Source organism: Proteus sp. ZN5, from assembly GCF_011046025.1.
Classification (GTDB): Bacteria; Pseudomonadota; Gammaproteobacteria; order Enterobacterales; family Enterobacteriaceae; genus Proteus.
Genome location: NZ_CP047639.1, coordinates 52,693 through 77,470 on the forward strand (window position 1 = coordinate 52,693; position 24,778 = coordinate 77,470).

General features: G+C 35.5%; 20 protein-coding genes. 8 read left to right on the forward strand and 12 right to left on the reverse strand.

Annotation, left to right across the window (positions count from 1 at the left end; all coding sequences use genetic code 11):
• Window positions 1-33 precede the first annotated feature (33 nt).
• From GTK47_RS00260 to prfH, 3 genes are all read left to right on the forward strand, one after another.
• Window positions 34-810: a DeoR family transcriptional regulator gene (locus tag GTK47_RS00260; protein ID WP_165121774.1), complete on the forward strand. Its 777-nt coding sequence runs from the start codon at window positions 34-36 to the stop codon at window positions 808-810.
• Window positions 811-1,122: 312 nt separating this feature from the next.
• A complete protein-coding gene (locus GTK47_RS00265; protein ID WP_165121775.1) occupies window positions 1,123-2,259 on the forward strand; it encodes an RNA ligase RtcB family protein in 1,137 nt (378 codons plus the stop codon).
• Window positions 2,259-2,870, forward strand: coding sequence for a peptide chain release factor H (gene prfH / locus GTK47_RS00270; RefSeq protein WP_165121776.1), 612 nt, complete (start codon window positions 2,259-2,261; stop codon window positions 2,868-2,870). Before GTK47_RS00265 ends, prfH begins: the two co-directional genes overlap by 1 nt.
• A gap of 221 nt (window positions 2,871-3,091) precedes the next feature.
• On the opposite strand, the gene GTK47_RS00275 is transcribed toward prfH, so the two are convergent.
• The 4 genes from GTK47_RS00275 to dpaL all read right to left on the reverse strand — a co-directional run bounded on the left by GTK47_RS00275 (window position 3,092) and on the right by dpaL (window position 8,552).
• The gene (locus tag GTK47_RS00275) at window positions 3,092-4,366 is read right to left on the reverse strand and encodes an MFS transporter (RefSeq protein WP_165121777.1); all 1,275 of its coding nucleotides are present in this window, start codon (window positions 4,364-4,366) and stop codon (window positions 3,092-3,094) included.
• A 95-nt stretch (window positions 4,367-4,461) separates the two neighbouring features.
• The gene (locus tag GTK47_RS00280) at window positions 4,462-6,048 is read right to left on the reverse strand and encodes a D-aminoacylase (protein WP_100157995.1); all 1,587 of its coding nucleotides are present in this window, start codon (window positions 6,046-6,048) and stop codon (window positions 4,462-4,464) included.
• A gap of 71 nt (window positions 6,049-6,119) precedes the next feature.
• Window positions 6,120-7,304, reverse strand: a complete 1,185-nt coding sequence (locus GTK47_RS00285) for a YgeY family selenium metabolism-linked hydrolase (RefSeq protein WP_088493930.1) — start codon at window positions 7,302-7,304, stop codon at window positions 6,120-6,122.
• Between the two features lie 30 nt (window positions 7,305-7,334).
• Entirely contained in the window at window positions 7,335-8,552 is a 1,218-nt protein-coding gene (gene dpaL / locus GTK47_RS00290) for a diaminopropionate ammonia-lyase (protein ID WP_165121778.1), read from the reverse strand.
• A gap of 364 nt (window positions 8,553-8,916) precedes the next feature.
• Here dpaL and GTK47_RS00295 point away from each other — a divergent pair, with 364 nt between their 5' ends.
• The 5 genes from GTK47_RS00295 to GTK47_RS00315 all read left to right on the forward strand — a co-directional run bounded on the left by GTK47_RS00295 (window position 8,917) and on the right by GTK47_RS00315 (window position 16,289).
• On the forward strand, window positions 8,917-10,719 hold the full coding sequence (locus GTK47_RS00295; RefSeq protein WP_165121779.1) for a sigma 54-interacting transcriptional regulator: 1,803 nt from the start codon (window positions 8,917-8,919) through the stop codon (window positions 10,717-10,719).
• 658 nt (window positions 10,720-11,377) lie between these two features.
• The gene (locus GTK47_RS00300) at window positions 11,378-11,950 is read left to right on the forward strand and encodes a fimbrial protein (protein WP_165121780.1); all 573 of its coding nucleotides are present in this window, start codon (window positions 11,378-11,380) and stop codon (window positions 11,948-11,950) included.
• Between the two features lie 58 nt (window positions 11,951-12,008).
• Window positions 12,009-12,692, forward strand: coding sequence for a molecular chaperone (locus tag GTK47_RS00305; protein ID WP_165121781.1), 684 nt, complete (start codon window positions 12,009-12,011; stop codon window positions 12,690-12,692).
• A 15-nt stretch (window positions 12,693-12,707) separates the two neighbouring features.
• Complete coding sequence (locus GTK47_RS00310; protein ID WP_241256052.1) at window positions 12,708-15,218, forward strand: fimbria/pilus outer membrane usher protein; 2,511 nt, start codon at window positions 12,708-12,710, stop codon at window positions 15,216-15,218.
• Window positions 15,219-15,227: 9 nt separating this feature from the next.
• The gene (locus GTK47_RS00315) at window positions 15,228-16,289 is read left to right on the forward strand and encodes a fimbrial protein (RefSeq protein ID WP_165121782.1); all 1,062 of its coding nucleotides are present in this window, start codon (window positions 15,228-15,230) and stop codon (window positions 16,287-16,289) included.
• 88 nt (window positions 16,290-16,377) lie between these two features.
• Here the strand turns inward: GTK47_RS00315 and GTK47_RS00320 are convergent, their stop codons facing one another.
• From GTK47_RS00320 to GTK47_RS00355, 8 genes are read right to left on the reverse strand one after another with little or no spacing between them, the layout of a single operon-like run.
• Complete coding sequence (locus GTK47_RS00320) at window positions 16,378-17,544, reverse strand: hypothetical protein (protein ID WP_165121783.1); 1,167 nt, start codon at window positions 17,542-17,544, stop codon at window positions 16,378-16,380.
• A gap of 8 nt (window positions 17,545-17,552) precedes the next feature.
• Window positions 17,553-18,068 carry a fimbrial protein gene (locus GTK47_RS00325; protein WP_165121784.1) on the reverse strand — a complete coding sequence of 172 codons (516 nt, stop codon included), beginning with the start codon at window positions 18,066-18,068 and terminating at the stop codon, window positions 17,553-17,555.
• Between the two features lie 9 nt (window positions 18,069-18,077).
• On the reverse strand, window positions 18,078-18,605 hold the full coding sequence (locus tag GTK47_RS00330; RefSeq protein ID WP_109408554.1) for a fimbrial protein: 528 nt from the start codon (window positions 18,603-18,605) through the stop codon (window positions 18,078-18,080).
• A complete protein-coding gene (locus GTK47_RS00335) occupies window positions 18,598-19,086 on the reverse strand; it encodes a hypothetical protein (protein WP_165121785.1) in 489 nt (162 codons plus the stop codon). The genes GTK47_RS00330 and GTK47_RS00335 overlap by 8 nt, the downstream gene beginning before the upstream one ends.
• A gap of 15 nt (window positions 19,087-19,101) precedes the next feature.
• The gene (locus GTK47_RS00340) at window positions 19,102-19,836 is read right to left on the reverse strand and encodes a fimbria/pilus periplasmic chaperone (RefSeq protein ID WP_165121786.1); all 735 of its coding nucleotides are present in this window, start codon (window positions 19,834-19,836) and stop codon (window positions 19,102-19,104) included.
• A gap of 21 nt (window positions 19,837-19,857) precedes the next feature.
• Window positions 19,858-22,356: a fimbria/pilus outer membrane usher protein gene (locus GTK47_RS00345; RefSeq protein ID WP_165121787.1), complete on the reverse strand. Its 2,499-nt coding sequence runs from the start codon at window positions 22,354-22,356 to the stop codon at window positions 19,858-19,860.
• Between the two features lie 44 nt (window positions 22,357-22,400).
• The gene (locus GTK47_RS00350; RefSeq protein WP_165121788.1) at window positions 22,401-22,988 is read right to left on the reverse strand and encodes a fimbrial protein; all 588 of its coding nucleotides are present in this window, start codon (window positions 22,986-22,988) and stop codon (window positions 22,401-22,403) included.
• 58 nt (window positions 22,989-23,046) lie between these two features.
• Window positions 23,047-23,601, reverse strand: coding sequence for a fimbrial protein (locus tag GTK47_RS00355; RefSeq protein WP_072069535.1), 555 nt, complete (start codon window positions 23,599-23,601; stop codon window positions 23,047-23,049).
• Window positions 23,602-24,778 lie beyond the last annotated feature (1,177 nt).

Genomic DNA, 24,778 nt, shown 5'->3' on the forward strand with positions numbered 1-24,778 from the left:
GAGTACGCTATTCGATAACACAAGGATCCTTCGGTGATAGAGACCAAACAGCACGAACGTTTGCGCCGCCTCAGTGAATGTATTAAACGCTCAGGTCGCATACATCTTAAAGACGCCGCGAGGATCCTTGAAGTTTCTGAAATGACAATTAGGCGCGACCTTAGTTCTGACGCCGAAAACCCTTTTCCGATGTCATTATTAGGTGGTTACGTTGTTGCATTAGCGCAGCCTCATTCAGGGTTAATCTCAACATCCTCTGATATTATTACACCAGATCAAACTGAAGAACTTCATATTCCAAATCTTGCCGCAGGTATGGTTTCTGACGGCGATGTTCTTTTTTTCGATAATGGGCAATTTATTCCTACACTGATTGAGCTTATTCCCGATAACCTGCATTTCACCGGAATTTGTTATTCTCATCGTGTATTTTTGGCATTAAGCCAGAAGAAAAATGCCACCGTATTACTCTGCGGAGGTGAATATCGCCCTAAAAGTGATTCTTTCTACAATCCGACCCAACCTTCTTATCTTGATAGCATTAATCCTAAGAAAGCTTTTATTTCAGCTGAAGGCATCCATCTCGATTTTGGCGTTACCTGTTATAACATCGACGATCTTTATATGAAGAAAAAAGCGATGGATAAATCTATTCGTAAAATTTTACTCACCAAATATCACTATTTTGATGAAACAGCGCCGGGCAATATGGGCGATTTAGCTCAGTTTGATGTTGTTATCACAGATAGAAAATTGACGGATGATTACGAAGATTATTGCCGAAAAAGCTCAGTAAAAGTGATTTATTAATTAAAAATAGAGGGCTAACTAAAATAAATAATAAAGAAAAGTTAGCATTAAATTAAATAAATTATATTTATTCTCTTTTATAAAAATAAATAAAATTCACACCACTTTTTGATTGCCAAGGCAAAAAAAAGTGGTTACTATGCCCGCGATTTATTATTTCTCACCCATTTTAATTAACGCAAGGAGGTATCCCATGACAACTACAAATATGAATACTCTTTGCGGACAATCTCAGAAGTAATCCTTTTTTCCTTCTTTTTGCTGTCCGCCAATCAATTTATTTTTTATCCTTTACATTATATGGATTGGTATATGGACAAGTGTGTTCATTATTTATCTGACAGCGTTTGTTATATCGCATCGGATAATACTTGGATTGAAAGCAAAGCAATCCAACAATTAGAAACAACGGCTCAACTTCCTGATATGGCTTATGTGGCAGGTATGCCAGACCTACATCCAGGTCGCGGTTATCCTATTGGAGCAGCCTTTTTTTCTGTTAATCGTTTTTACCCTGCTTTAGTCGGAAATGATATTGGCTGTGGTATGACACTCTTTCAAACTGAATTTAAAAACAGCAAACTTAACTTAGATAAAGCAGAAAAACAGTTAAGTGAAATGAGTGATATCGCACCTTCAGAATGGTTAGAAACACATCTACCGACTGAAATGCAAAACCACCCTTTTGCTGGATCTTTAGGCTCTATTGGTGGTGGTAATCACTTTGCTGAATTCCAACAAATTGACCAAGTGATCAATGAAACCCTTTTCGCTGAAAGTGGTATCAATAAAAAACAGTTATTGCTACTCGTTCACAGCGGCTCGAGAGGTTTAGGACAATCTATCTTACGTGCTCATACAGAACAGTTTGGTCATAAAGGACTGGTTGCTAACACCGAAGATGCAAATGAATATTTACAAGCTCACAATAATGCACTTGATTATGCAAAGATTAATCGTCGCCTTATTGGTGAAAGAATGATGCGCCAGATCCGTACTCAAGGTGAAGTTATTTCTGATGTAAATCATAATCTTGTAGAGCCTTGCGAATTACATGGTCAACAAGGCTGGTTACATCGAAAAGGTGCAACACCGGCACATCACAATATGGTCGTTATTCCTGGTTCACGCGGTGATTACAGTTATATTGTTAAGCCTATTGTGTCTGAATTAAGCCTTCATTCATTACCGCATGGTGCTGGCAGAAAATGGATGCGAACAGAGTGTAAAGGCCGTTTATCACACCGTTTTACACCCTTACAACTTTCACGAACTGCATTAGGTAGCCGTATTATTTGTGCCAATAAACAACTGATTTATGAAGAAGCACCACAATCTTATAAATCAATTGAGACAGTGATTGAAAGTATGGTGAGTATTGGATTAATCGAAGTCATTGCTCGTTTAAAACCCGTGATCACCTATAAAACCAGTGGAGAGATGGCGTAATGTTATTACAATTCACCTCCGCACAAGGTCCTGAAGAGTGCTGTTTAGCCGTTGAAAAAGCCTTAAATTATTTTTTGAAATCAACAATAAAACAGCAAGTTAAGGTTACTGTTCTTGAAAAAGAGCCTTCACGTCATGGCTTAAAATCTGCATTAGTATCTCTTGAAGGTAGTGATGCACAAGCTATCGCACAACAATGGGCAGGTTCAGTGCAATGGCAGTGTGCAAGTACACTACGACCACGACATAAGCGTAAAAACTGGTTTATTGGTGTTGCTTGTTTTGAGCAACCTGATGAAATTAATGACAAAGAAATTGTCTTTGAAACCATGCGTTCCAATGGCCCCGGTGGTCAGCATGTTAACAAAACAGAATCTGCGGTCAGAGCAACACATATTGCCACTGGTATTAGTGTAAAAGTGCAATCAGAGCGTAGTCAGCACGCTAATAAAAAGCTCGCTAAAAAACTTATTGCGTGGCATTTAGAGGCTTATATGATGAAGCAACACGCCTCATTAAATAGCCAACGCCATATTGCCCATCACCGAGTTATTCGTGGTGATGCCACACTCTGTTTTAGTGGTAATGACTTTATTCTGATAAGCAAATAGTGTTATTAAGCTAACAAAAGCAAAGCCACGATTTTTAATCGTGGCTTTTTTAAGACAAAAGTATCCTGCAATAAGATTTTTTAAATTAAAAAATCAATAAAGCGTATAGTGAGTTTTAATAAATAAATCTTACAGTTAATACATTTATTTTATTTAATTAATCTTATTTCTTTTAATAACATCACACTTATTTAAATATAAACGTTATTAATACTGATTAATTAAATGGGTGCTGGTGTATTTCTCATTTTAACAGTGAACGTCACAACAGCAGAGGCAACCAATGCAATGATCATAAACATAAATGCGCTGTCATAACTACCGCCACTGGCTTTAATTAAGAAGCCCATAACCGGTGCAGAAACAACACCTGCCATTTGACCACCGAAGTTAACAATCCCTGAAGCACGACCCATGATTTTATTTGGAATAGTATCCATTAAAATACCCCAGAACATTGCCATAGCGAAGAACATAAATAATGCTGAAATACACTGATATACAACCGCCATATCAGCACTTTCAACGGTATATGTCATATATAAGAAGCCAGCTGCAATCACTGCGGTAACCATATATAACCATTTACGCTGTGATTTACATTTATCAGAAACATAACCACCTAATAATGTACCACCAGCACCAAATAAGAATGGAATAGCCGCCATTACCCCGGTTTTAGCCAAAGAGAATTCACGAACAGTAATTAAATAACTTGGTAACCATGTTGAGAATCCCCAGAAGGTAATATCAAACAGAAACCAAATCGCTGCCATTTGCCACAACACTGGCATCTTTAAAACGTCTTTAAAAGGTACCTCTTCAACAGGTTTATCCGTTAATGTGCCATCTGCTGCTAATTCATCGAGATCTTGTTGAGTAATACTTGGGTGATCTTTTGGGTTATCACGAGTGAAGAAATAAATACCCGCTGCTATTAATAAACCCGGAATACCTAAAACAATAAACACCATATGCCAGCCAAAAGCACCGATAATACTCGCTGCAACAATGACAGCTAATGCCGGCCCTAAGGTATTTACTGTTGACTGAATTGCCGTTGCACGACCACGCTCTTTAGATGGGAAATACGTTGAGATCATTTTCCACGAGGCAGAGGGAAAACAACCTTCACCAATACCAAATAAGAATCGCACAACAAGCATTAACGGTAATGTAAACACCATACCCGTTAAGCTGGTGAATACTGACCACCATGCAATACCGATCGCCATGATTTTACGCGCACCAAAGCGGTCAGCTAAGAAACCACCGGGTATTTGGAATGCCGCATAACCGACAAAGAACGCACTGATTATTAAGCCTTGTTGGGTGGTATCAAGATTAAGATCACGTCCAATAAAGGGTAATGAAACACTCATTACCATTCTATCTAAGAATGAAAGTAACCATGCTAACCAAATTAAGGATAAAACCGTATAACGAGCTTTCCATGTTTTCTTCTGATGAAGGTCTGGAATAATATTTGAACTCATTTTCCTGTTCCTCAGGTAAGGGGAAACCATCACGGTTGAATAACAACCGTGATAAACAGAGATAAGGTTTAACGTTTAAGAGCGCTATTGTGCGGCTATGCTCTTAAAACATGACCGCTACAAGCGTAACTTTCGACCCCATTAATTAATGCGATACGACCATTGACCATTACCAAGTCGATCCCTTCTGGGTATTGGTTTGGTTCAACAAACGTGCCTTTATCAATAATGGTTTCAGGATCAAACATCACAATATCTGCGGCATATCCCTCTTTAATTAAGCCTCTGTCGGTTAATCGAAGGACTTCGGCAGGTTTACCTGTCATTTTGCGGATAGCTTGTTCCCAAGTGAGGCATTTTTCTTCTCTGACGTATTTCCCTAAAACACGAGGGAATGCACCGAATACACGGGGATGAGGTTTACCAGCCCCCATTAGCCCATCAGTACATACGTTTTGTTCAGGACGACATAAGAATTTGATAACGTGTTCTTCTGTACCGTAAAAATCCACCATTCCGACCGCATTTTCTTCTTCATATAGCAGGTCGAATGTTGCGTTATACGGATCTTTACCTCTCAATTTGCCTAGCTCTACAAGGCTAAGTCCAACAGCATCTTGGTTTTTTTCTGTTTTAGAACTAGTGACATAAATATTTTCTAACCCTGCGAAATCAATAAAGTTATCCCAACCCGGAATGCCTTTTTCGATATCTTCAATCATCTTTTTACGCAGTTCAGGAGAGGCTAAGCGTTCTAATAATTTCTCTGTACCTCCTGCGTGAACCCAAGGCGGTAAAATCACCCCAAGCATGGTACTGCCTGCCACATATGGATATTGGTCAAAAGAGATACGGATACCTTCTTTTTGTGCTTGTTCTAACATACCGAGCATTTCGTCGATTAATCCCCAGTTTTTCTTACCGCACACCTTCATATGGGAAATATGCAACCAAACACCTGATGCTTTAGCGATATCAATAAGCTCTTGAGTCGATTGAATAATATCGTCAGCTTCACTGCGCTGGTGAACGACAAAAATACCATTGTGTTTTGCTGTCACCTTACAAAGCTCAATCATTTCAGCGGTATCACCAAAGGCACAAGGCATATAAATCAATCCAGTTGATAAACCAAATGCCCCTGCTTTTAATTCACGCTCTAAAATCTCACACATCTTGGCGACATCTTCTCGAGTAGAAGGATTACCTTCTAATCCCATCGCTTCCATTCGGATGTTGCCATGAGGAACAAGGTAAGCAAGATTCGTTGCAGAGCCTCTAGCTTCCAACATCCCTAAGTAACCTTCGGTATTCTTAAAATGCCAATCAATACTGTCAGAATCACCATCTAAACCCGCAATATTCTTGCGCCATGCTGAAATATATTGTTCTGGTAATGGTGCTAACGCGACACCATCTTGCCCTAACAATTCAGTGGTGATCCCTTGGCGAATTTTGGCGGATAAAGCAGGGTTAAGCAGAGCAGACAAGTCAGAGTGAGTATGAGTATCAATAAAACCGGGACAGACTATTTTCCCTGTTGCATCAATAATCTGATCATTTGTTTTTGCATCAAACTGGCCGATTTTTATTATTTTTCCTTCATTAACCACAACATCAGCTTGAAATGCACTTGCCCCTGTTCCATCAATAACAGTGGCGTTTTTAAATATTGTTTTCATTCTGTTATTTCTCCAAAGAGCATCTGACTCTTTTGTCAGATACTCTTCTAGTAAGGATTTATTTCGTAAGATTAAAGGTGATAAAGGCTGTTCATAATGCTGTAGTAACCGCTCGCAGCACCTGTTAACTGTTCAATTTCGATATATTCATCAATGGTGTGCGCCAAGTTTTCTCGGGATGGACCAAAACCAATGGTTTTAATACCCGCTTCACCTGCATAGTGACTACCGTTAGTACAGAAAGAGTATTGTGTGACGGTAGGGTTAAAGCCCGATTCATGCAGCCCTTTTAAAACGCTTTGCACATAAGGATCGCTCTCTTCTAATACCCAACCAGGGAAGAATCGTTCACCTTCAATAGTGGCTCCGGTGTAACATTTTTCAGTACCGTAGGCATAAGAGACTTTAGCTTTAAAATCAGCATCTTGAGAAGCAAGTTCATCAATCGCTTTTTGTAATGGTGCAAGCACTTGTTCTTTAGTTTCACCCACTAATAAACGGCGATCGTAAGTGGCACGACAATACTCAGGTACAACCGAAGCCCCCGGATAAGGTGATGATTTAATGTCCGTTAGTTCTAAGATCCCTTTTCCTAATACAGGATGAACCGATGGTGTTAAGGTTCTGATCTTCTCGATCAGTTTTGCCATTTTATAAACAGAGTTGATCCCAGCATCTGGATTAGCGGAGTGAGCGGGTTTACCAAAAGTTTCAACAACAATTTCAGCACGACCACGTTGCCCAATCTTGAGGTTTAATTCGGAAGCTTCACCAATCACCACATAGTCTGGTTTATAGCGCTCAGAAACGAGTCTTGCGGCAACACCTTCAAAACACTCTTCATGCACAATACAAGAGACATAAATGCGGCCAGCAAAATTACGCTGATTATCTTGACCATAAAAACCTATCGCCGAAATCATAGCAGCGACAGCACCTTTCATATCACTGGTGCCACGGCCATAAATCTTGCCGTCTTTTATTTCTGCACCATAAGGCTTTTCTTTCCAGTCACGCTCACTAACCGGTACGGTGTCGATATGGCCATCAAAAACAAGGGTTTTCCCTGGATGTTGACCTATAATTCCGCCAATGATATTGCCGTATTTATCAATATGAATATCGTCAAAATCATAGTTTTTCATCATCTCTTCTATGACCTTAACAACGTTACCTTCTTCACCTGAATAGCTTTTTTGTTGGATTAATAATTGGCAATTCTTAATAACTTCATCAAATCGGTTTGCTGATAACATACTATTCACTCCAAAAGACTTATTTGTTTTTTAAAATTGTTTGAAGCTAGGCAACTCACCATCCCACACGATATCGCGATAACGTTCAGGATCGGTGTCACCTTCAGTGCTTATCACAAGCACTCTTGCATTTTCATCTAATCCCAGCTCTTCTTTCGCGTTCTGATAAACAGGTGATTGCATCAAAATAGAGAGCAAACCTGTTGTCACTGCGCCAGATTCACCAGAAATGATGTGCGGATCGCCGGGTAAAGGGTTCCCTAAAATCCGCATTCCCCTAGTCGCGACGGCATCAGGGCAAGAGAAAAATGCCGCTGAATAATCGCGTAATAAATTCCAACCAATACTATTCGCTTCACCACAAGCAAGCCCTGCCATCACTGTTTGTAGATCCCCACCAACAGGAATAGCATCCGCTTTTCCTGATACTGCAGATTGATATAAACAGTCGGCAATACGCGCTTCAGTCACAATCACTTTCGGTGCTTGTTTGCCATAAGCCGCGGTTACCATGCCTTGCACCATACCCGCAAAAGAGCCTACACCGGCTTGCACAAAAATATGCGTCGGAGGTACTTCATGTAATTGCGCGAGAGATTCCAGCATTAAAGTGCCGTAGCCTTGCATGATCCAAAGTGGGATCTCTTCATAACCATCCCATGCAGTATCTTGAACCACTATCCAGCCGTATTTTTCAGCCATTTCAGCCGTCATTCTCACTGCATCGTCATAGTTCATATCAACGATTTCAGCGACGGCACCTTCACGTAAAATGGCATCCAAACGTTCTTGCGATGATCCTTTTGGCATATAGACCACAGCTTTTTGTTTTAACTGTCTTGCCATCCAAGCAACACCGCGTCCATGATTCCCGTCAGTGGTTGTCGCAAAAGTTACGCCATTTAACTTTTTCCTGATCTCATCACTGATCATTACCTCATAAGGTAATTCACTTATGTCCATTTCGAGGAAATCAGCAATATGGCGTGCCATTGCATAAGCACCACCTAACGCTTTAAATGCTTTTAAACCAAAACGGAAAGACTCGTCTTTGAGATATAACTCACCAACCCCTAAGGTTTTAGCTAACTGGGGTAAATGAAATAATGGTGTAGGTGCGTATCCTGGAATAGTTCTGTGAAAATCTAACGCTTTGGCTAACTCTTCATAACGAAAAGGGACAAGCTCAGCGGTTGGTTTTCGCGTAAATGAACTTTGGTTAATCAGGTACTGCAATTGCTCCTGCATGGAATTACCTCTTAATCACACTTTAAAATTCGCGATAACCCAATATCGCGATTAATCGGAATACATAGGGTTATCCCCTATATCGCAATATGTATGCCAACTCACTCAAAAAGCCCTGAATAAAAACATAACAATTTGATTTTAAATATTTTTATTGTTTTAACGATTAAGAGATGAAATTAATGATGCAGAAAAGCTGTGATCTAGGCGGTTTTATTTAAGTGATAAATTATCAATAATAATAAACTGTGTGAGCTTTATACGAAAATCATATAATAAACTGATAAATAACAACTAAATTTAACACCATAAACAAGTGATGATAATTTATTATCAATATTGATAATTTTAAGGTGAGAATGTGATGCACTCATTACTCAGTACACTACAAGATGAAATCAGCAAGTACACTGATGCCATTGCCGGTATCACCGGTACCGATGTTGAAATTATTGATAACAACTTAATTCGTATTGCTGGTACAGGTCGTTATCGCTATATGCTCAATCAAGATGTTTCTAGTAATGGGTATATTTATCGCCATGTACTACAAGTCCAAAAAACCATTCTGATCGAAGATCCAAAAGAGAATGATCTCTGTCAGCTATGTCAAAATCGCTTAACTTGTACCGAAGAGCTTGATCTAAACGCGCCAATTTTTCTTAATAATCAAGTTATTGGTGTCATTGGTATTATCTGTTCTAACCGAGAACAAAAAAAATTCCTGATGAAACAAAAGCAGGCTTTTATCACCTTTATTGAACAGTTTTCAGAGATGATCTCAAGCCGTGTTTTTGAATGCCTTGAAAGGCTTAGAGAACAAGAACGATTTGGCACTTTCCGTAACTTGATTGATGTAATGGATAGAGGTGTAATTGCTATCGATAGCCAAGGCAAAATTTGGCACGCCAATCTTTCTGCTTTACGCTTTTTTGATTGTGAATTGATTGGTCAATCTCTCGATATCCAGATGACAGGCGATATTCTTTATGGCGATGAAGAAGCATGGCTGGTATTAAACCAACAACGCTATCATGTTCTGTGTAAAAAAATCACGTTTTCATCGGTTGATAATGACCAACTCAGCATGGTTATCTTTCATGATGCTCGTGATTATATGACACAAGTAAATACCCTCTCTGTTGATGAAAATCCCCACTCCCCTTTAATTGGCAATTCACAAAGTATGCTTCAATTAAAAAGTATGTTAAGCAAAGTCGCTGTTAGTCACGCCAGTGTGCTTATCACAGGAGAAAGTGGCTCAGGTAAAGAAGTGGTTGCTTATACTATTCATCAACAAAGCCTACGCACAAAGCAGCCTTTTATTACTATTAACTGTGCGGCCATTCCTGAACAACTCTTAGAAAGTGAGCTCTTTGGTTATGTACGTGGTGCATTTAGTGGCGCTGATCCTAAAGGGCGTATTGGTAAATTTGAATTAGCGCATGGTGGAAGCCTATTCCTAGATGAAATTGGGGATATGCCTTTGCATCTACAAGCCAAGCTTTTACGCGTACTTCAAGAAAAAAGTATTACTCGTGTTGGCTCTAATAATATGATCAATATTGATGTGAGGATCATTGCTGCCACCAATAAAGATCTGCGTGAAATGGTAAATAAAGGACAATTTCGTGAAGATCTGTTTTATCGCCTGAATGTTGTTCCGATCCACACTCCTGCATTACGTGATCATCGGGAAGACATCGCAGAACTTGCGCAATTTTTTGCCGACGATTTAGCATTAACCTATCAGCGACCTGCAGCGAAGATCCCCAACTCTATTATTAACTACTTATATTCCTATGATTGGCCCGGCAATATCAGAGAGCTACGCAATGTGATTGAGTATATGTATGTTATGCAAGGCGATACCGTTGATTTAAACCTCAGTCATCTTCCTCCTTATTTGCTAGAACCCCCTCATTCTGAACCTTTAGAAAAAGAAAAAGTCAGTGGTATCTATACAGAAGTTAAAACAGACAATAAAAATAAAACTCAACCATTAAACACACAGGAGCTTCTCAAAACTCAAAGCCTGACATCAGAATATCAAACCATTATGAGCGTATTAGATAAAACAGGAATAACATTAGAAGGAAAGAAAAAAGCTGCTGAAATTTTAGGAATTAGCATTGCAACTTTATATAGAAAAATGAAAGCTCAATAAAATTGCATTTAATATGGGTGTTTTCATATTTAAAACACCCAATATGAAAATTAAATAAAAAAACAGACAAAGAAAATTATAATAATTATTATTCCCACTAATACTGTTTTAATTATTATTAAGAACTCTTCTTTTAATGATTGGTTTTTATAAAGTATTGTCATTAATACAATTTAATTTTAATTCTATTTGTAACAAAATATATTATCCATAAAGTAAATTTTAACTATCCCCTCTTATCCTCAATCCCCCTAAAAAACATAACCAAATGAAAAACAACAGGAAAAAAATTATATTTTATTATCTTATTAATGAGTTTTATCTATTACATAAGAGAATTTTGTAACACTGTCCATGAGACAGAACTAAATAAACTACATAGAATCCGCTTGTACAAAATTTGAAGCCAATTTCTATATCTAGATTTAATGTTAATTATAAAAATTAAAACAATGAAAGTTGATTTCGATTTTTATGATTAATAGTAAAAGCTATTTTATTTAAGATTATATTTTTTATTAGATTTATCTGTTTAAAGTGCTTATATCTCCTGATGCCTTTAGTTGATCTATGAGCAGTAATAATAAACTAATCTTAGAATAAATAGCACTTAATATGCTTTATTAAATACTATTTATATCAATCACTAGGGGTCAAAATGACTATTTTAACAAAAAAAATACTTCCAATAGCTTTCGTTATTTCAGCAATAACAGCAAGTGTAACAGTTTCTGCAGAAGAGCAAACTGGTCAGATTTCTTTTACAGGCTTAATTTATTCATCAACATGCACTATTGATATTAATGGTACTGGCTCTGACGGTAACGTTAATATGGGTCGCTACGCGACCAGTGAATTTGATGACGCTGGTAGTGAAGTAGGTGGAACAGCCGGTAATGGTAAATTAGAGATCTCATTAGTTAATTGTCCACCCCAAGGCAAAGTTAAATTAAAATTATCAGGTAAAGCTGATGATAGTTCCGATAAAATTCTAGCATTGGATAATCCTAATGATCCTAATACCGCAAAAAATGTCGGCATCCATATTTATGATGATTATGATCTATCTAATCCTTACCGTATCAATTTCACTGAAGAGTATGAAATTAAAGACACTGGCGATATTAAATCTAAAACACTCTCTTTTATTGCCAAATATGTTAGCACTGCTGATGACGTAGAAGCAGGCCGAGCTGATGCAACATTAAATTACACTCTGACTTATCAATAATAAATAAAAGCAGGTTAATTATTATATTAACCTGCTTCTATTCAAAAGGTATTTACCAATGATATTAAAAAATACACTTTTAGGATTAGGACTAATATTTAGTTCAATCACATCAAGTTTTGCTGGATTTGGATTAGAAACAACACGCGTTGTTTATAATGAAACAAACAACAATGAAGGTTTTGTTGCTTTTAATAGCGATAAAAACACCAACTATTTATTACAGTCTTGGGTTGAAGATCTTAATGGTAAACTCACTCAAGATTTTGTTATTACTCCACCATTAATTAAATTAATGGCACAGCAAAAAAATACATTACAAGTTACTAAAAATACCACTCTGCCTAATGATATTGAATCTATGTATTGGATCAATGTTAAATTTGTCGCACCAAGCAATGAAAACTTAGAGAATGTTCTTCGCTATTCCCTAACCAATAGGATCAAGCTAATTTACAGACCTCAATCTCTTAAAGATATTAACATTGAAAAAGAAATCAAAGAGTTACAGTGGGATATAAAAAATAATAGCCTTGTGATATCAAACAACTCACCTTATTTTGTCAATATTGGAAAACTTATTGTTGATGGAAAAGAGATTGAAAAAATACCTAGTTTTCTATCACCAAAATCAGAAACAGCTATTAATGTAAATAAAACACTGTCTGGTAAAGAAAAAATAAAATTATTTTATATCGATGATTTTGGAAAAAGTTTACCAATGGAATTCTCATTACAATAAGAGATATTATTCAATATGAAAAAGACAATGGATAATTATTTTAATAAGTCGTCACTTCATTTATTTGTTGTTGGTGCTTTATTTGCTTCTTTTAATATATCTGCAAACGATTATTATCCTGCTAATCTATTAAATATTGAAGGAAGCACTCAACAAGTCACTAATGAAGATCTCAATGTCTTTAGAGAAAATAGTATCGCTCCAGGACTCTATACAGTAACACTTTTTGTAAATAACAATCGCATATCAACTCGTGAGTTTGATTTTATTCTAATGGGAGATGAGGGTGATAATAAAATATTAGCCCCTCGCCTTTCAGCTGATGAGTGGTATAAAGCAGGCATTGATCTTCCTCATGATGTGATTAATAAAAACAAAAATAATGATTTTATTAATCTCAACGATATCAACAATGCAAGTGGTTATTTAGATTTAAATAGAAAACAGTATGTTTTAACACTACCACAGTTATATGTTAACGAAGATAGATTAAAAGAGAATGAAATAAAAAATTGGGATTCAGGTATTCCTGCCCTATTAGTGAATTATGCATTATCCTCATTTAATAGTCGTAGTCATGGTAATACGACAGATAGTTATTATGGTAATATTCAAACCCAAGTTAATTTAGGGCCTTGGCGTTTTAATAATTATTCAACATGGACAAAGAATGAAAATGGCGATAAAAAATGGAATACATTAAGTAATGTTCTTTCTAGAGCAATTACTAGCATTAATAGTGAGTTAATGATTGGTGATCTCTATTCCTCTTCACAGCTATTTGATTCAGTAAAATTTAGAGGTATTAAACTCGTCACTGATAGATTGATGACACCAACACAAAACAGAACCTATGCACCTAGTGTTTCTGGCATTGCCAATACAGAATCTGTTGTCACTATCACCCAAAACGGCCAAGTGATTTATAAGCGTAGCGTACCTGCTGGGCCTTTTAATATTACCGATTATTATCCAATGAATAGTGGCGGTGATTTATATGTCAGCGTGACTGAAACCGATGGCTCTGAAAAGAATTTTATTGTGCCTTTTTCTTCTATTGCCAATCTTGAAAGAAAAGGTGAAATAAAATATAGCTTTTCAACTGGTAAATATGACGGCAATAATAGCGGCGATGGTGCTTATGTTGTTCAAACCGAAGCTTTCTATGGTTTAACTGATTACGTCACTCTTTATGGTGGTGTACTTCTCGGCGAAAAATATCAATCTGTTGGTGTTGGTACAGGGGTAAATTTAGGGAGCTATGGCGCGATCACTACCGATTTGCTATACGCTAAATCTTCCACTAATAATGGCAATGATCCATTACATGGCAATGCATTTAGAGTAAATTATTCTAAAAATATATCAGTAACAGATACAACACTTTCATTAGTCGGTTATCGCCATTTTGATGCCAACTTTCTTAACTTTACGCAAGCGATGGAGTACAAGGATACAAAATACAATCCACGCGATGGATTGAAAAATGAGTATACACTCTCCATTAATCAGCCTCTATTTTCTAATAATGCTTCAGTTAATTTAAATTCTGTCATTTATAAATATGTGAGTGGTAAAACCGTTCATTCTTATAATGCTGGCTTTAACAGCGCGATTAATAAAATTAACTATAGCGTTTATTACACTTATTACGATGGCAGTCGTTATAACGATAATAATAAAAGTAGCCATGATTTAAGTATGAATATCAGCATTCCTTTTTCATTGCATGAGAACTACATTTGGGCAAATTACGGTATATCCACCAATAATGATAACCAAGTATTACAAACCGCACGTTTAAGCGGAACCTATGGTGATAAAAACCAAGCAAATTGGGATATTTATCAAGGATATGGTAATAAAGGTGTTAATTATAGTGGCGGTTTAAATGGCTCTTATAAAGCACAAAGCGCTGTAGTTAATGCCGGTTATTCATATACGCAAGATATACAAAATATTAACTATGGTATTAGTGGTGCATTAGTGGCAACACAATACGGTGCGGTATTTGCACCGTCATTACAACAGACGAATGCGTTAATTTTAACCAAAGATACTTCAGGTGTAGAAGTGATTAATGGTCAATCCATTAAAACCAATAATAGTGGATTAGCCGTTGTTTCTGGCATGTCTCCTTACCAAAAAAATAGCATTAGTGTTAATACGAATTCGATCCCTAGTAACACTGAAATCTCGAACAATATTATTAGTAATATTATTCCGACCAAAGGGGCATTAGTGTTGGCAGATTTTGATGCTAAAAAAGGATTTAAATTCCTACTGACATTACAAACGCCCGATAAGAGTACTATCCCAATGGGAGCTAAAGCCGAAATTGATAACGACGATACACAATTAGTCGCAAGTTTCCATCAACTCTATTTTGTGGCCAATAAACCGCAAGGCAATATTCAAGTTTCATGGACTATTCACGGTGAGCAGAAAAGCTGTCATGCGACCTATGATATTGATAATAAAACTCCCGTTAATGGCTTATATATTTTAGACACTGAGTGTAAATAAGGAAATAAAATGACCAACTTAAAAAATAAGATAAATAAATTATTATTTCTAATTTTTACTCTTAGTTTATCTTCCCTCTCTTTTTACAGCCATGCAGCACCAGATTGTGTTAATAACGGCGGTATTAAACATGGCACAATGGATGCCAGAGGTGGCACAATTGAACTAAAAGGAATGGTCAAAAAAAATCAAGAGGTGGCGCGTTTTACATTTAAACGTGATGGCTCTGATGTTGCTGTTGCGGATTGCCCAGATGGTGCTGAGTTTTATGCTTATGCAACATATAGCGAGGCAAGTGGTGTAATGCCAACATATTATGGAGATATTGATGGTAGGCCCGCATATTATGTTGTACGCAATGGCCCTACAGTAGGCTTAGACGATTATGCTTATGTTCTAATCGAAAACCAATCTGGTCTTGCATTTAGAAGCCAACCTGGACAAGAAATCCCAGTTAATGCACCTAAACTTAATACCAGAGACGCTACAGTAATTGTTTACTCTACTAAAGATAATCCTAAATCACACCGTTTTACGACTCAATATATTGGCTCTATATTAATTAATCGGTTTAATTCAGGTGGTGGCACAACAGCAGTTGGTTTTAGTTATCGCCTATCGGTAAATATTATTAGTGCACCAACATCTTGTAGTGCAGAAAATACTAATCTTGAAATGAATTTGCCTAAAATGCCTATTACCGCATTTTCTGACATCGGTTTTCCTCGCGATAATCAGTATGCTGAAGATCATCTCAGAATAAATTGTACAGGTGATTCCTCCGCTAAAATAAAATTAATGGCGCACAACACTACCAGTTATGAGGGGCAAAAAACAATAATCAAACCCGATAATGAAGGTAATAGTGATAATGCAAAGGGTGTTGGTTTTGTAGTTTCATCTCCCTCCAGTGGCGATACCGTATTAATTAATAATCAGTTTGTAAAACTGGCTGATTTAGCCAGCGGTATTAATAACGTTCCATTAAAAGCTGAATATTATCGTTATGGTGATGAGGTAAAACCCGGCAAGCTCAGTGCTTCCGCAAACTTTGTGTTGGAGTTTGATTAAAAAGTCTTTGATAATTAAATAACCCACCATCTTTAAACAAAAAAAACGCTATTAAATTTAATAGCGTTTTTTAATAAATAAGAAAGAATTAAGGATAAGCAGCTATTAATATGGCTGTACCACTATAATTACCTCCACTAGCATTTGTTCCTTTTAAAATACTTTCTATTTGGATCTGCTTATATTGCCCAACTCTAGAAGTAAATTTCTGTCCTCGATTACCTGTCTCAGCATCAATCATTTGAATTTTGCTATAGATAGTTCTATTTGTACCATCGACTTTTAAAGGTAAACGTTGTTGAGAATCACCATCTTTGGTATAAAACAGTTCAAATTCAACTGGGGTTGGAACAACGTGATCACAAGAGAAATTAATTGGTCTAACAACTCGGCTTTCATATTTTTCAGCATTTAATACACCGTGATTAATAACCAAGTTATAACCTACATCAGTTCGACATTCTGCTGGTGATATCAATGTAGCTCCAACTAGTCTCATTGGTGCCGTTGTACTGTTAATTGGCATGAATTGAGGCAAAGAACTAAATGCTAATGATGTATCCGCTATATTTGTCCATGCTCTAGCATATCCTGCAAAATCTGAGCTTGGAATAATAGTAATACCATCGATATTCCTTTTTCTTATAAAAACAGAAATTTTGAAGGGAAATTGATAATAAAATTTATCAATTGAATAATCTTTATTTTTTCCTTTTGTAAAATAGTCTTTAAGCATACTAGTTGATGGATTACAAAATCGTGCATTTTTTCCTATTGTATTCCATTTATTTATAATATCATCAGGTGGGACAATTGTAATAAATGTGTTGTAGCTAAGTTGGAAAACAGGCAATCCATTTAATGTATAAGGCATCTGAGGAGAATAAACAAATATGCGGTGAAGATGGTTATCTCCTTTTGTTTTTGTTCCCTCGGGAAACTGTTTTACATAGCTCCCTATACAGTTAACCATCCCACTAGATTGTACTTGTCCTTTAGCACCTTTATCTACTGTGAATGTAGGTCCTACTTGGTAAAAAAAGTCACCATTCGATGCAATCGTTGGTGTTTTCGAAATTTGAACATTACTAGCCGAAAGGTTAATTGTATATCCATCTGAAGGATTCTGAATTGTGTCAATATAAACAGATGGATAATTAGCCGCATAATTTAATGGGGAGAATAAGCAGATGCTAAGAGTAGCTCCTAAATAAATTAATGTTTTTTTATTTATTAATGATAAACAATTTTTCATACTAGCCTCTAATTATAATCAACTAATAACGAAACATTAGCTGTAAAAGGTCCCATTTTAAGCTGTGTGCCAGATCGATTTGATACCAACTGAGTGCTTAGTGATATTTTCCCTGAATTACTGCTACTAAGAATTGGTGTAATACGTTCATAACGCTGAACATTAATTTTACGTTTACCACTGGTAATATCAGAAAATTCAATCCCTAATTGATCTGTTGTTGTGGCTAATACATCAATACCATTATAAGAAAAATAACCATTATCTTTAGGAGAAAGATATAAATTCATCATTTTATTTAAGTTACAATCTTTAATTAATACATCAAAGGCTTTTGGCGGTGTTTTTACTATTGCGTTAACATCCACATTTTGAAAATCAATAAATAGCTCTTTGGCTCCTTTAGCATCCGTCACTGTACATGCAGGATTAACTAGTGTCGCATTAACTGTAATATTAATTTCAGCCGATGAAATAGGTACATATAATAAGCCAATAGTTAGCGCTAGTATTATTTTTTTCATTATCGCCTCCTATTGATAATCAATATTAAATGTAATGGTCGATGAAAATGCACCTTCTTTTAAATCCCCTGTAACAGGTGGACGTGCATAAACCTTAAAATTCAATAAATTTTGCTCATTTTGACCTGTCACTAAAACACGAGCCATATCAATTTTTTCATTAAATTTAATAACTGTATCATTGTTATCCAGTAGACCTAATAAAACATTAGAGCCACCTTCTGTTTTCAAATAACTAGTACCTTTATCTGTTACAAGAGTATTACTATTTAATTTTATTGAAATTGTTTTATTTAAATCACTCACATAACAATCAACAATGGGTATAGAAAAATCGACAGGTTGAGAACGTCCATATTCATAAAGATATTTACTACTAATTTTATTAAGCTGAACCTCTAAGTTATAAGGCGATTCAGGGAGCTTACATCCTGTAGAAACTAGATTTCCCATAAAAGAAATATCTAATGAACCACCTGCATAGCTATAAGTGGAGAGGCTACATAATGGCAATAGTAGATAAATCAATTTATTCATAATATATCTCCATCAGATAGCTATGAGCACCTAATTCTCGCGCTTCAAATTGCAATGCATTTCTACCATTTTGTAATGAAAATTTATGCTTTGATAAAACACGATCATACTCAATAAAAGATAAATTAATCGGTGTCGGTGCCGTCATATTTTTAACGGTCTGTGGAGAAAAAGAATTACCCATACCACATTCAGATAAATTCGCTGTAATTAAAAAAGCGTCATAACTTAGAAATTTATTTTTTGGACGATAACTTTTTATTTTGTAGTCAATAAAATCACAGGGTGAACTGACAAGATTAGCAGTGACATAAATATAACCACTGCTTTTATTGTTATATGCGCTTTCTATTGTCTCAGTAGAATTTAATAAAGGTTTTGTCTCAATATTAATTATTTTGGCATAGGCATAACTCCCAGATAATAAAATTATCATAGATAAACAGCTATTTTTTAGATAACGAAATTTCTGGGAATTCATATTCTATTCCTTATGTTACATTTCTTTTGCTACTGTGCATTTAGCTTGTTCACACTTAAATTGCAGCGTCGGTTTTCCGCCGTAATCATTAATAATGGTCATATAGGGAACATTCGTTTTAGGCACAGCGAATTCATGATCTGATTTAGGAGGGATCATCACAACGCTAAAGGCACCTGTTTCAGATGCTTTTTGTGTTGAAGCCAATCCAATCACAGTTAAATAAAAAGGTGTCACATTATTCACGGTATACCCTTTCGCTGACGGTGTTAATGTCACATTATGGAACCACATGCTGTCTGCTTGGGACAGAATTTCTGCTGGGCGATAAAACAATTTTACTCGACTTTGTAATGCAATTTGTAAAACGTTCGCTTCTTCAGATTTAGGTGGGACTTCACGTAAGTTATAGTAAAAAACAGTCTCTCTATCTTTTGGTAATGATGCGATAGAAGGTGTCGTACTAATTTGTACGATACTTGATGACTTAGGGTCTAGACGCTGGATCGGCGGCGTCGCAATTAATGGTCCTGTTGTTAATTTTTTCTCATTAGCATCATCAATCCATGTTTGTGCTAAATAAGGAAGCGTTGGATTATCATTACGAATAGTAATGTTAATCGATTTTTCAGTTCCAGGAAAAATCACTCTCGTTCTATCTAGTGTTACTGCGCTTTGAGCAACACTAGAGATCCCCATTAATGAGATGAAAAGAGTGGAAATAACAGTTTTATTAAATTCTTTTTTCATTTACGGTTAACCTTATTAGCATCACTTACATGGCATTAATAGCATTTGTGTTTTTGGATCAATGGTTTCAGGTAAATTAATGGTGCAACGTTTTTCATTTCCCCAGAATACGCCCAGTTCTTCATTTTCAGCAACACCAACTACCCAAGCTATACCTTCGTCTCCAACAATACCTAATTCCACATTATCTTTATTACGAATACTTGCCCCAAATGGTGGATGTTTACCATCACTCATCTTAACTGTGGCAAATAGCTTATAGCCTTTAATTACTTTCATTTGACGATAACCAATTGCACCTCTTGTTAAAGTGACATCTGTCATCGTATCAATAGCATCATAGTTATCCGGTAATGCACTCACATCAATCGCTGCTGATGAACTACGGAAACTAGTAACACTAGGTATAATAGCTAATCCAAATGCGTTAGTTTTTACTGATTCACCTTCAATCGGAACACCCGCTATTCCCGGAGTTTCAATAAGTAAGCGTGTATCCCCATAAGCAGGTTGATGAAGTACCAGACCATGAGATGTTCCTGTTAAACCACCTGAAAGTGTTCCGCTTAAACTCTTATATTGACTAGGTACATAACTTGCACTTGCTGCAAGGTTTGCAAGACTCATATCTTTACTGACATAACCACTAAATGAAGATTCTGAATCGACTTCTTTTCCATGTGTTAAGCCTGCATTCATACTGTAGCTTAAACCTTCATCATATCCACTATAGCCCACGTTATGGTTGTAACGTCCTTTCCCATCTGTTTTTGTATATTGTTCAGAGAAAGTCAGGTTGCCACCTTGATCGAAAGGCACAGATACATACAAACTTAACGTATCATCATTCACGCCTTCACGCTGAGAGCGAAAAGCTGAGAGTGTTAAGTTAATATCGCGGATCTTCACTTTAGATAAAGAGAATCGCGTATTTGCATAAATACCATATTGCGTTTGAGAGCGACTATTCCAGAAAGTATTATGTTGATAATTAAGTGATAATGAGAAATTGTCAAAATATTTATTTAAATAAATTTGGTAACTTTCTTTTGGAGAATAAGCATCCTGCCCAGTTCTTCGCTCTTCCATAGCTTGACTTAAGGTACGATAATCTTCATCCGTAAAACGATAACCAGCAAAGGTAATATTGGTTTTTACTTCATCAAATGATTTCGAATAGTTCACACGATATGAACGACCTTGTTTATCACTCTCTGATAATTTGGCAAATGATTGGTTGATATCAAAAGAGAGCGCACCAAACATAGAAAGGTCACGCCCAACACCAACTGCAACAGATTGATAGTGTTGAGATAATTGGCTACCACCATATAAGCTCCATGCATTACTCACACCATAGGAAATTTCACCACCAATTGCAGTATCACCCGTTAATCTATGATCTTCATAACGTGATTTCCCCCCCACTAATTTATAGCGGATTTGCCCAGGGCGAGTTAAGTAAGGCAGTGTTGCAGTAGAAATAGTAAACTTACGTTCTTCACCATTATCTTCACGAATTGTGACATCTAGTTGCCCTTGGATAGAGCTATCCAAAGTCTGAATTCTAAATGGTCCAGGTGGAACCGTTGTTTCTAAAATAATACGATCTTGGCTTTTAACAATAATGGTCGCATTTGTTTTTGCTACACCAACAATTTCTGGCGCATAACCCACCAACTTAGGTGGTAACATGCGATCGTCACTTTCTAAGGTGATACCAGTGTATTGCCAAGCATCGAATAATTGTGAATAAAAGTAGTTTTCACCGACAGTTAATGTCGCGGCCAACGCTTTAATAGAACGATAAGCATAGAAACGATTGAAATCAAAATTATGTGATTCATGTTTATCACTGCTATTTCCGCCGTTTTCTTTTTGGTAACTCATACTATAGTCACTACGAAAACGCCAAACGCCCATATTAAAACCACTGGTACCATTCATAGATGCATAAACAGATTTAGAACCTGAATTATATTTAGCACCGCTGAGTGATAACGTGTAATCAATAAATGCACCTACAATACCTTCTTCCCAACGCGAAGGAGGTACCCATGAAGGATCTGAATATTGTAACCACGTTTGTGGAACCGTTAATTTAAGCGCTAGTGCGGGCAAATCAAATGTTAAATTTGTCCCAGTTAATGGGGATAGATCTAAACATTGGCCCTCATGGTGTGTTAGAACTTTTTTTTCTGCTTCTTCTGTTAACCCTAATTTTTCAAGATTATTACTAGGTACACAGACCGTATTAAATATATTTTCTGAAGATGCTGTTTTTTCAATTGGATAAACAGAGACTTTTTGACTAGGACCGATCCTTTCACCATTACTAAAAATGGTAAGATGGTAATCCCCTGGCATAATATAACCAGCACTATTAAATTGGCTGATATCAATATTTGCAGCATCGGAAGCATCAAGAATATCTGTATTAAATTCGACAGAATAAGCATAGAAGCACGGTGACATTGTGAGTAATAAAACTACTTTTGCCATATTTTTTGAAATTAGCATATTCATTCACCGTGATAATGTGATCAAAAAAATAAATTTATTATCTATTTATAATCGATTGAAAAATACACAAATGCAGAGTGTTTTCCTGCTTCTATTATTTGATTAGTAAAAGCAAGCTCAATTTGATAATTTAATATAGGTTCTCTTTTTGCATCTTTAGTATGATATATAAGATGATCAATATAATAAGGCTTATTAGGGGTAATTATATTCTCATCTTCATCTAAAATATAAAAACCTAATCCATTAGAGCTTCCAGACATCGAAAATATAGAATCATTATTAGCTTCTAATCCATTAAATTGAATATTTAATGCTTTCTTATCTGTATTACTATATTGACTAACACAACTCGATAATCTTATATAAAATTTCTTTCTTAAATTTTCTCTCTTTACTTTATTATCAATGGCAGATAACGATATATCTCCAAATTGGATATATTGGTAACGATCTTCCATTTCAATAGAGCAAGGCGATGCTATAATTGAGCCAACTAATGATGCATTGCCTTTGAGAACTTTGGGTTTTACCACGTCATCAAAAGCAAAAGAGACTGATGATACAAAAAATAGTACTCCCATCGTATTTAAAATAGTCAGATACTTATTTTTATTAAATTTCATCATCTCATTACCATTATTTAAATATGTATAGGGGAAAATCCCCTATACATATATTGGTGCATTATTCGTATGAAATACGGAAGTCAGCGATAGCAGAGAATTCGCCTTCTTTAACTTCTTTAGATGCATCAACAGCTTTAGCTAAAGCAGTGAATTCAAGTACGTTAGTACCTTGTTTGTTACGCATTTTAGCTAAGATATCAGTAGCTTCGCCAAATTTGTAAGTATCGATAGCGATACCAACGTTGTTAGCTTTAGTTCTGTCAGTTGCTAATAGTGTATTTGTTGCATCTGCATATGAACGTCCGTCAAATTGGATTTTCATAGTTTTAACAGGTAACCAGTCGCCATTTTCGTCTTTTTTGAATTTGTCGAAGTTACATTGTTCTAATTTAATAGTGAATGCTCTTTCTCTTTCATTACCTTGCTCTAAGAACACACGAGAAATCTCACCAAATTTAACTGTTTGATTTAAACTTTCGTCAGCGATGTTACATGGAGAATCAACAACTGAACCAACGAAGTTAACTACGCCATTATTATCAGCAATAGAACCGAAAGATGCTAAAGATAATGCAACAGCAGCGCCAACGATGCTTAATTTCTTAAATGTCATTATGTATACCTCAAAAGTAAGTTAATATCTGACAAACGTCATTTTTAAAATAGTAGAGATTATCTTTATTAGATAAAGATATTTAAAATCTTTAATCTAATTACCTAGATATTATTAATGGAATAATTAATTTATATTTTTAATTACTCCACCAAATTTCGTTACACACATACTATAACTTGAAATATTTCTTTTCAATTTGTAAAAGAACTTAAGATTAAATAAAAAATAGTAATGATTTTTAATCGAATATAGAGATAAAAGATCAAATAACATCAAAAAACGACCAATGATAAGTGTAATAAACTAAAAAACAAATTGCGATAATCCTTATATGAACGGAAGATTAATTTATTAATACTCGTATTAGGATTAAAAACGATATTATTTACCAGAAATTAAGACTATTCTTGGTCATTGATATTCAATAAGAAACAGTAAAATTACACGCAAAACACGTAAAACACACACATATTTAATTTCACAAACAAATTTGAAACAAATAATAAACAAAATACGTGGTGGATATATATCAATAATTACATTTAATATCACTAATCCAGATAACGATTTAAATCAAAAAAATAATTTTAGAATTATTGTCTAATAAATTTCATTATCAAGCTCTTTTTGGCCTATCTAAAACAGAACACCAACATAATTGTATGGTAATATTTTTACGCATGATTAAATTAAGTATCATTGCCTAGCTATTTGTAATCTCTTTTTTCAGATAACAGAATATTAACTGTTAAAAATAAGTAGCGAAAACACATTTTATTCACAATTAACATGAATATACATAACCCAACCTAATATATTAAATTTCACTTAAAACAATCTAGTTTTATTAAATAAAGTTCATTATCTTGATGTTATAAAAATAAACACCAAAAATAGAATATCTGATAAATACTTATTTTTAGAATAAGAACGTAATTTTTTTATACTTTGCATAAGTAATACGTTCTATATTTCCTTCATAACCATTTATTATCTTAATTCGATACGCATTAAACAATAATAGAAAAAAGTGAATTTATTCTCTTTGATAAGTTTTCATAATCACAGGTGGGTTTGTATTACTCACTAACTGAGTAGTATGAATTGGCTAGTTATATTATAAGTAGAGTTATAATCAATTAAGCTTCTCTGTGTTGTATTGCGCACAATAGCT

What these genes read in the sequence shown, in the direction of transcription:
- GTK47_RS00265 (WP_165121775.1), top strand. Translation starts at nt 1,123, where the DNA reads ATGGACAAGTGTGTTCATTATTTATCTGACAGCGTTTGTTATATCGCA.
- prfH (WP_165121776.1), top strand. Translation starts at nt 2,259, where the DNA reads ATGTTATTACAATTCACCTCCGCACAAGGTCCTGAAGAGTGCTGTTTA.
- GTK47_RS00275 (WP_165121777.1), bottom strand. Translation starts at nt 4,366, where the DNA reads ATGAGTTCAAATATTATTCCAGACCTTCATCAGAAGAAAACATGGAAA.
- GTK47_RS00280 (WP_100157995.1), bottom strand. Translation starts at nt 6,048, where the DNA reads ATGAAAACAATATTTAAAAACGCCACTGTTATTGATGGAACAGGGGCA.
- GTK47_RS00285 (WP_088493930.1), bottom strand. Translation starts at nt 7,304, where the DNA reads ATGTTATCAGCAAACCGATTTGATGAAGTTATTAAGAATTGCCAATTA.
- dpaL (WP_165121778.1), bottom strand. Translation starts at nt 8,552, where the DNA reads ATGCAGGAGCAATTGCAGTACCTGATTAACCAAAGTTCATTTACGCGA.
- GTK47_RS00295 (WP_165121779.1), top strand. Translation starts at nt 8,917, where the DNA reads ATGCACTCATTACTCAGTACACTACAAGATGAAATCAGCAAGTACACT.
- GTK47_RS00300 (WP_165121780.1), top strand. Translation starts at nt 11,378, where the DNA reads ATGACTATTTTAACAAAAAAAATACTTCCAATAGCTTTCGTTATTTCA.
- GTK47_RS00305 (WP_165121781.1), top strand. Translation starts at nt 12,009, where the DNA reads ATGATATTAAAAAATACACTTTTAGGATTAGGACTAATATTTAGTTCA.
- GTK47_RS00310 (WP_241256052.1), top strand. Translation starts at nt 12,708, where the DNA reads ATGAAAAAGACAATGGATAATTATTTTAATAAGTCGTCACTTCATTTA.
- GTK47_RS00315 (WP_165121782.1), top strand. Translation starts at nt 15,228, where the DNA reads ATGACCAACTTAAAAAATAAGATAAATAAATTATTATTTCTAATTTTT.
- GTK47_RS00320 (WP_165121783.1), bottom strand. Translation starts at nt 17,544, where the DNA reads ATGAAAAATTGTTTATCATTAATAAATAAAAAAACATTAATTTATTTA.
- GTK47_RS00325 (WP_165121784.1), bottom strand. Translation starts at nt 18,068, where the DNA reads ATGAAAAAAATAATACTAGCGCTAACTATTGGCTTATTATATGTACCT.
- GTK47_RS00330 (WP_109408554.1), bottom strand. Translation starts at nt 18,605, where the DNA reads ATGAATAAATTGATTTATCTACTATTGCCATTATGTAGCCTCTCCACT.
- GTK47_RS00335 (WP_165121785.1), bottom strand. Translation starts at nt 19,086, where the DNA reads ATGAATTCCCAGAAATTTCGTTATCTAAAAAATAGCTGTTTATCTATG.
- GTK47_RS00340 (WP_165121786.1), bottom strand. Translation starts at nt 19,836, where the DNA reads ATGAAAAAAGAATTTAATAAAACTGTTATTTCCACTCTTTTCATCTCA.
- GTK47_RS00345 (WP_165121787.1), bottom strand. Translation starts at nt 22,356, where the DNA reads ATGCTAATTTCAAAAAATATGGCAAAAGTAGTTTTATTACTCACAATG.
- GTK47_RS00350 (WP_165121788.1), bottom strand. Translation starts at nt 22,988, where the DNA reads ATGATGAAATTTAATAAAAATAAGTATCTGACTATTTTAAATACGATG.
- GTK47_RS00355 (WP_072069535.1), bottom strand. Translation starts at nt 23,601, where the DNA reads ATGACATTTAAGAAATTAAGCATCGTTGGCGCTGCTGTTGCATTATCT.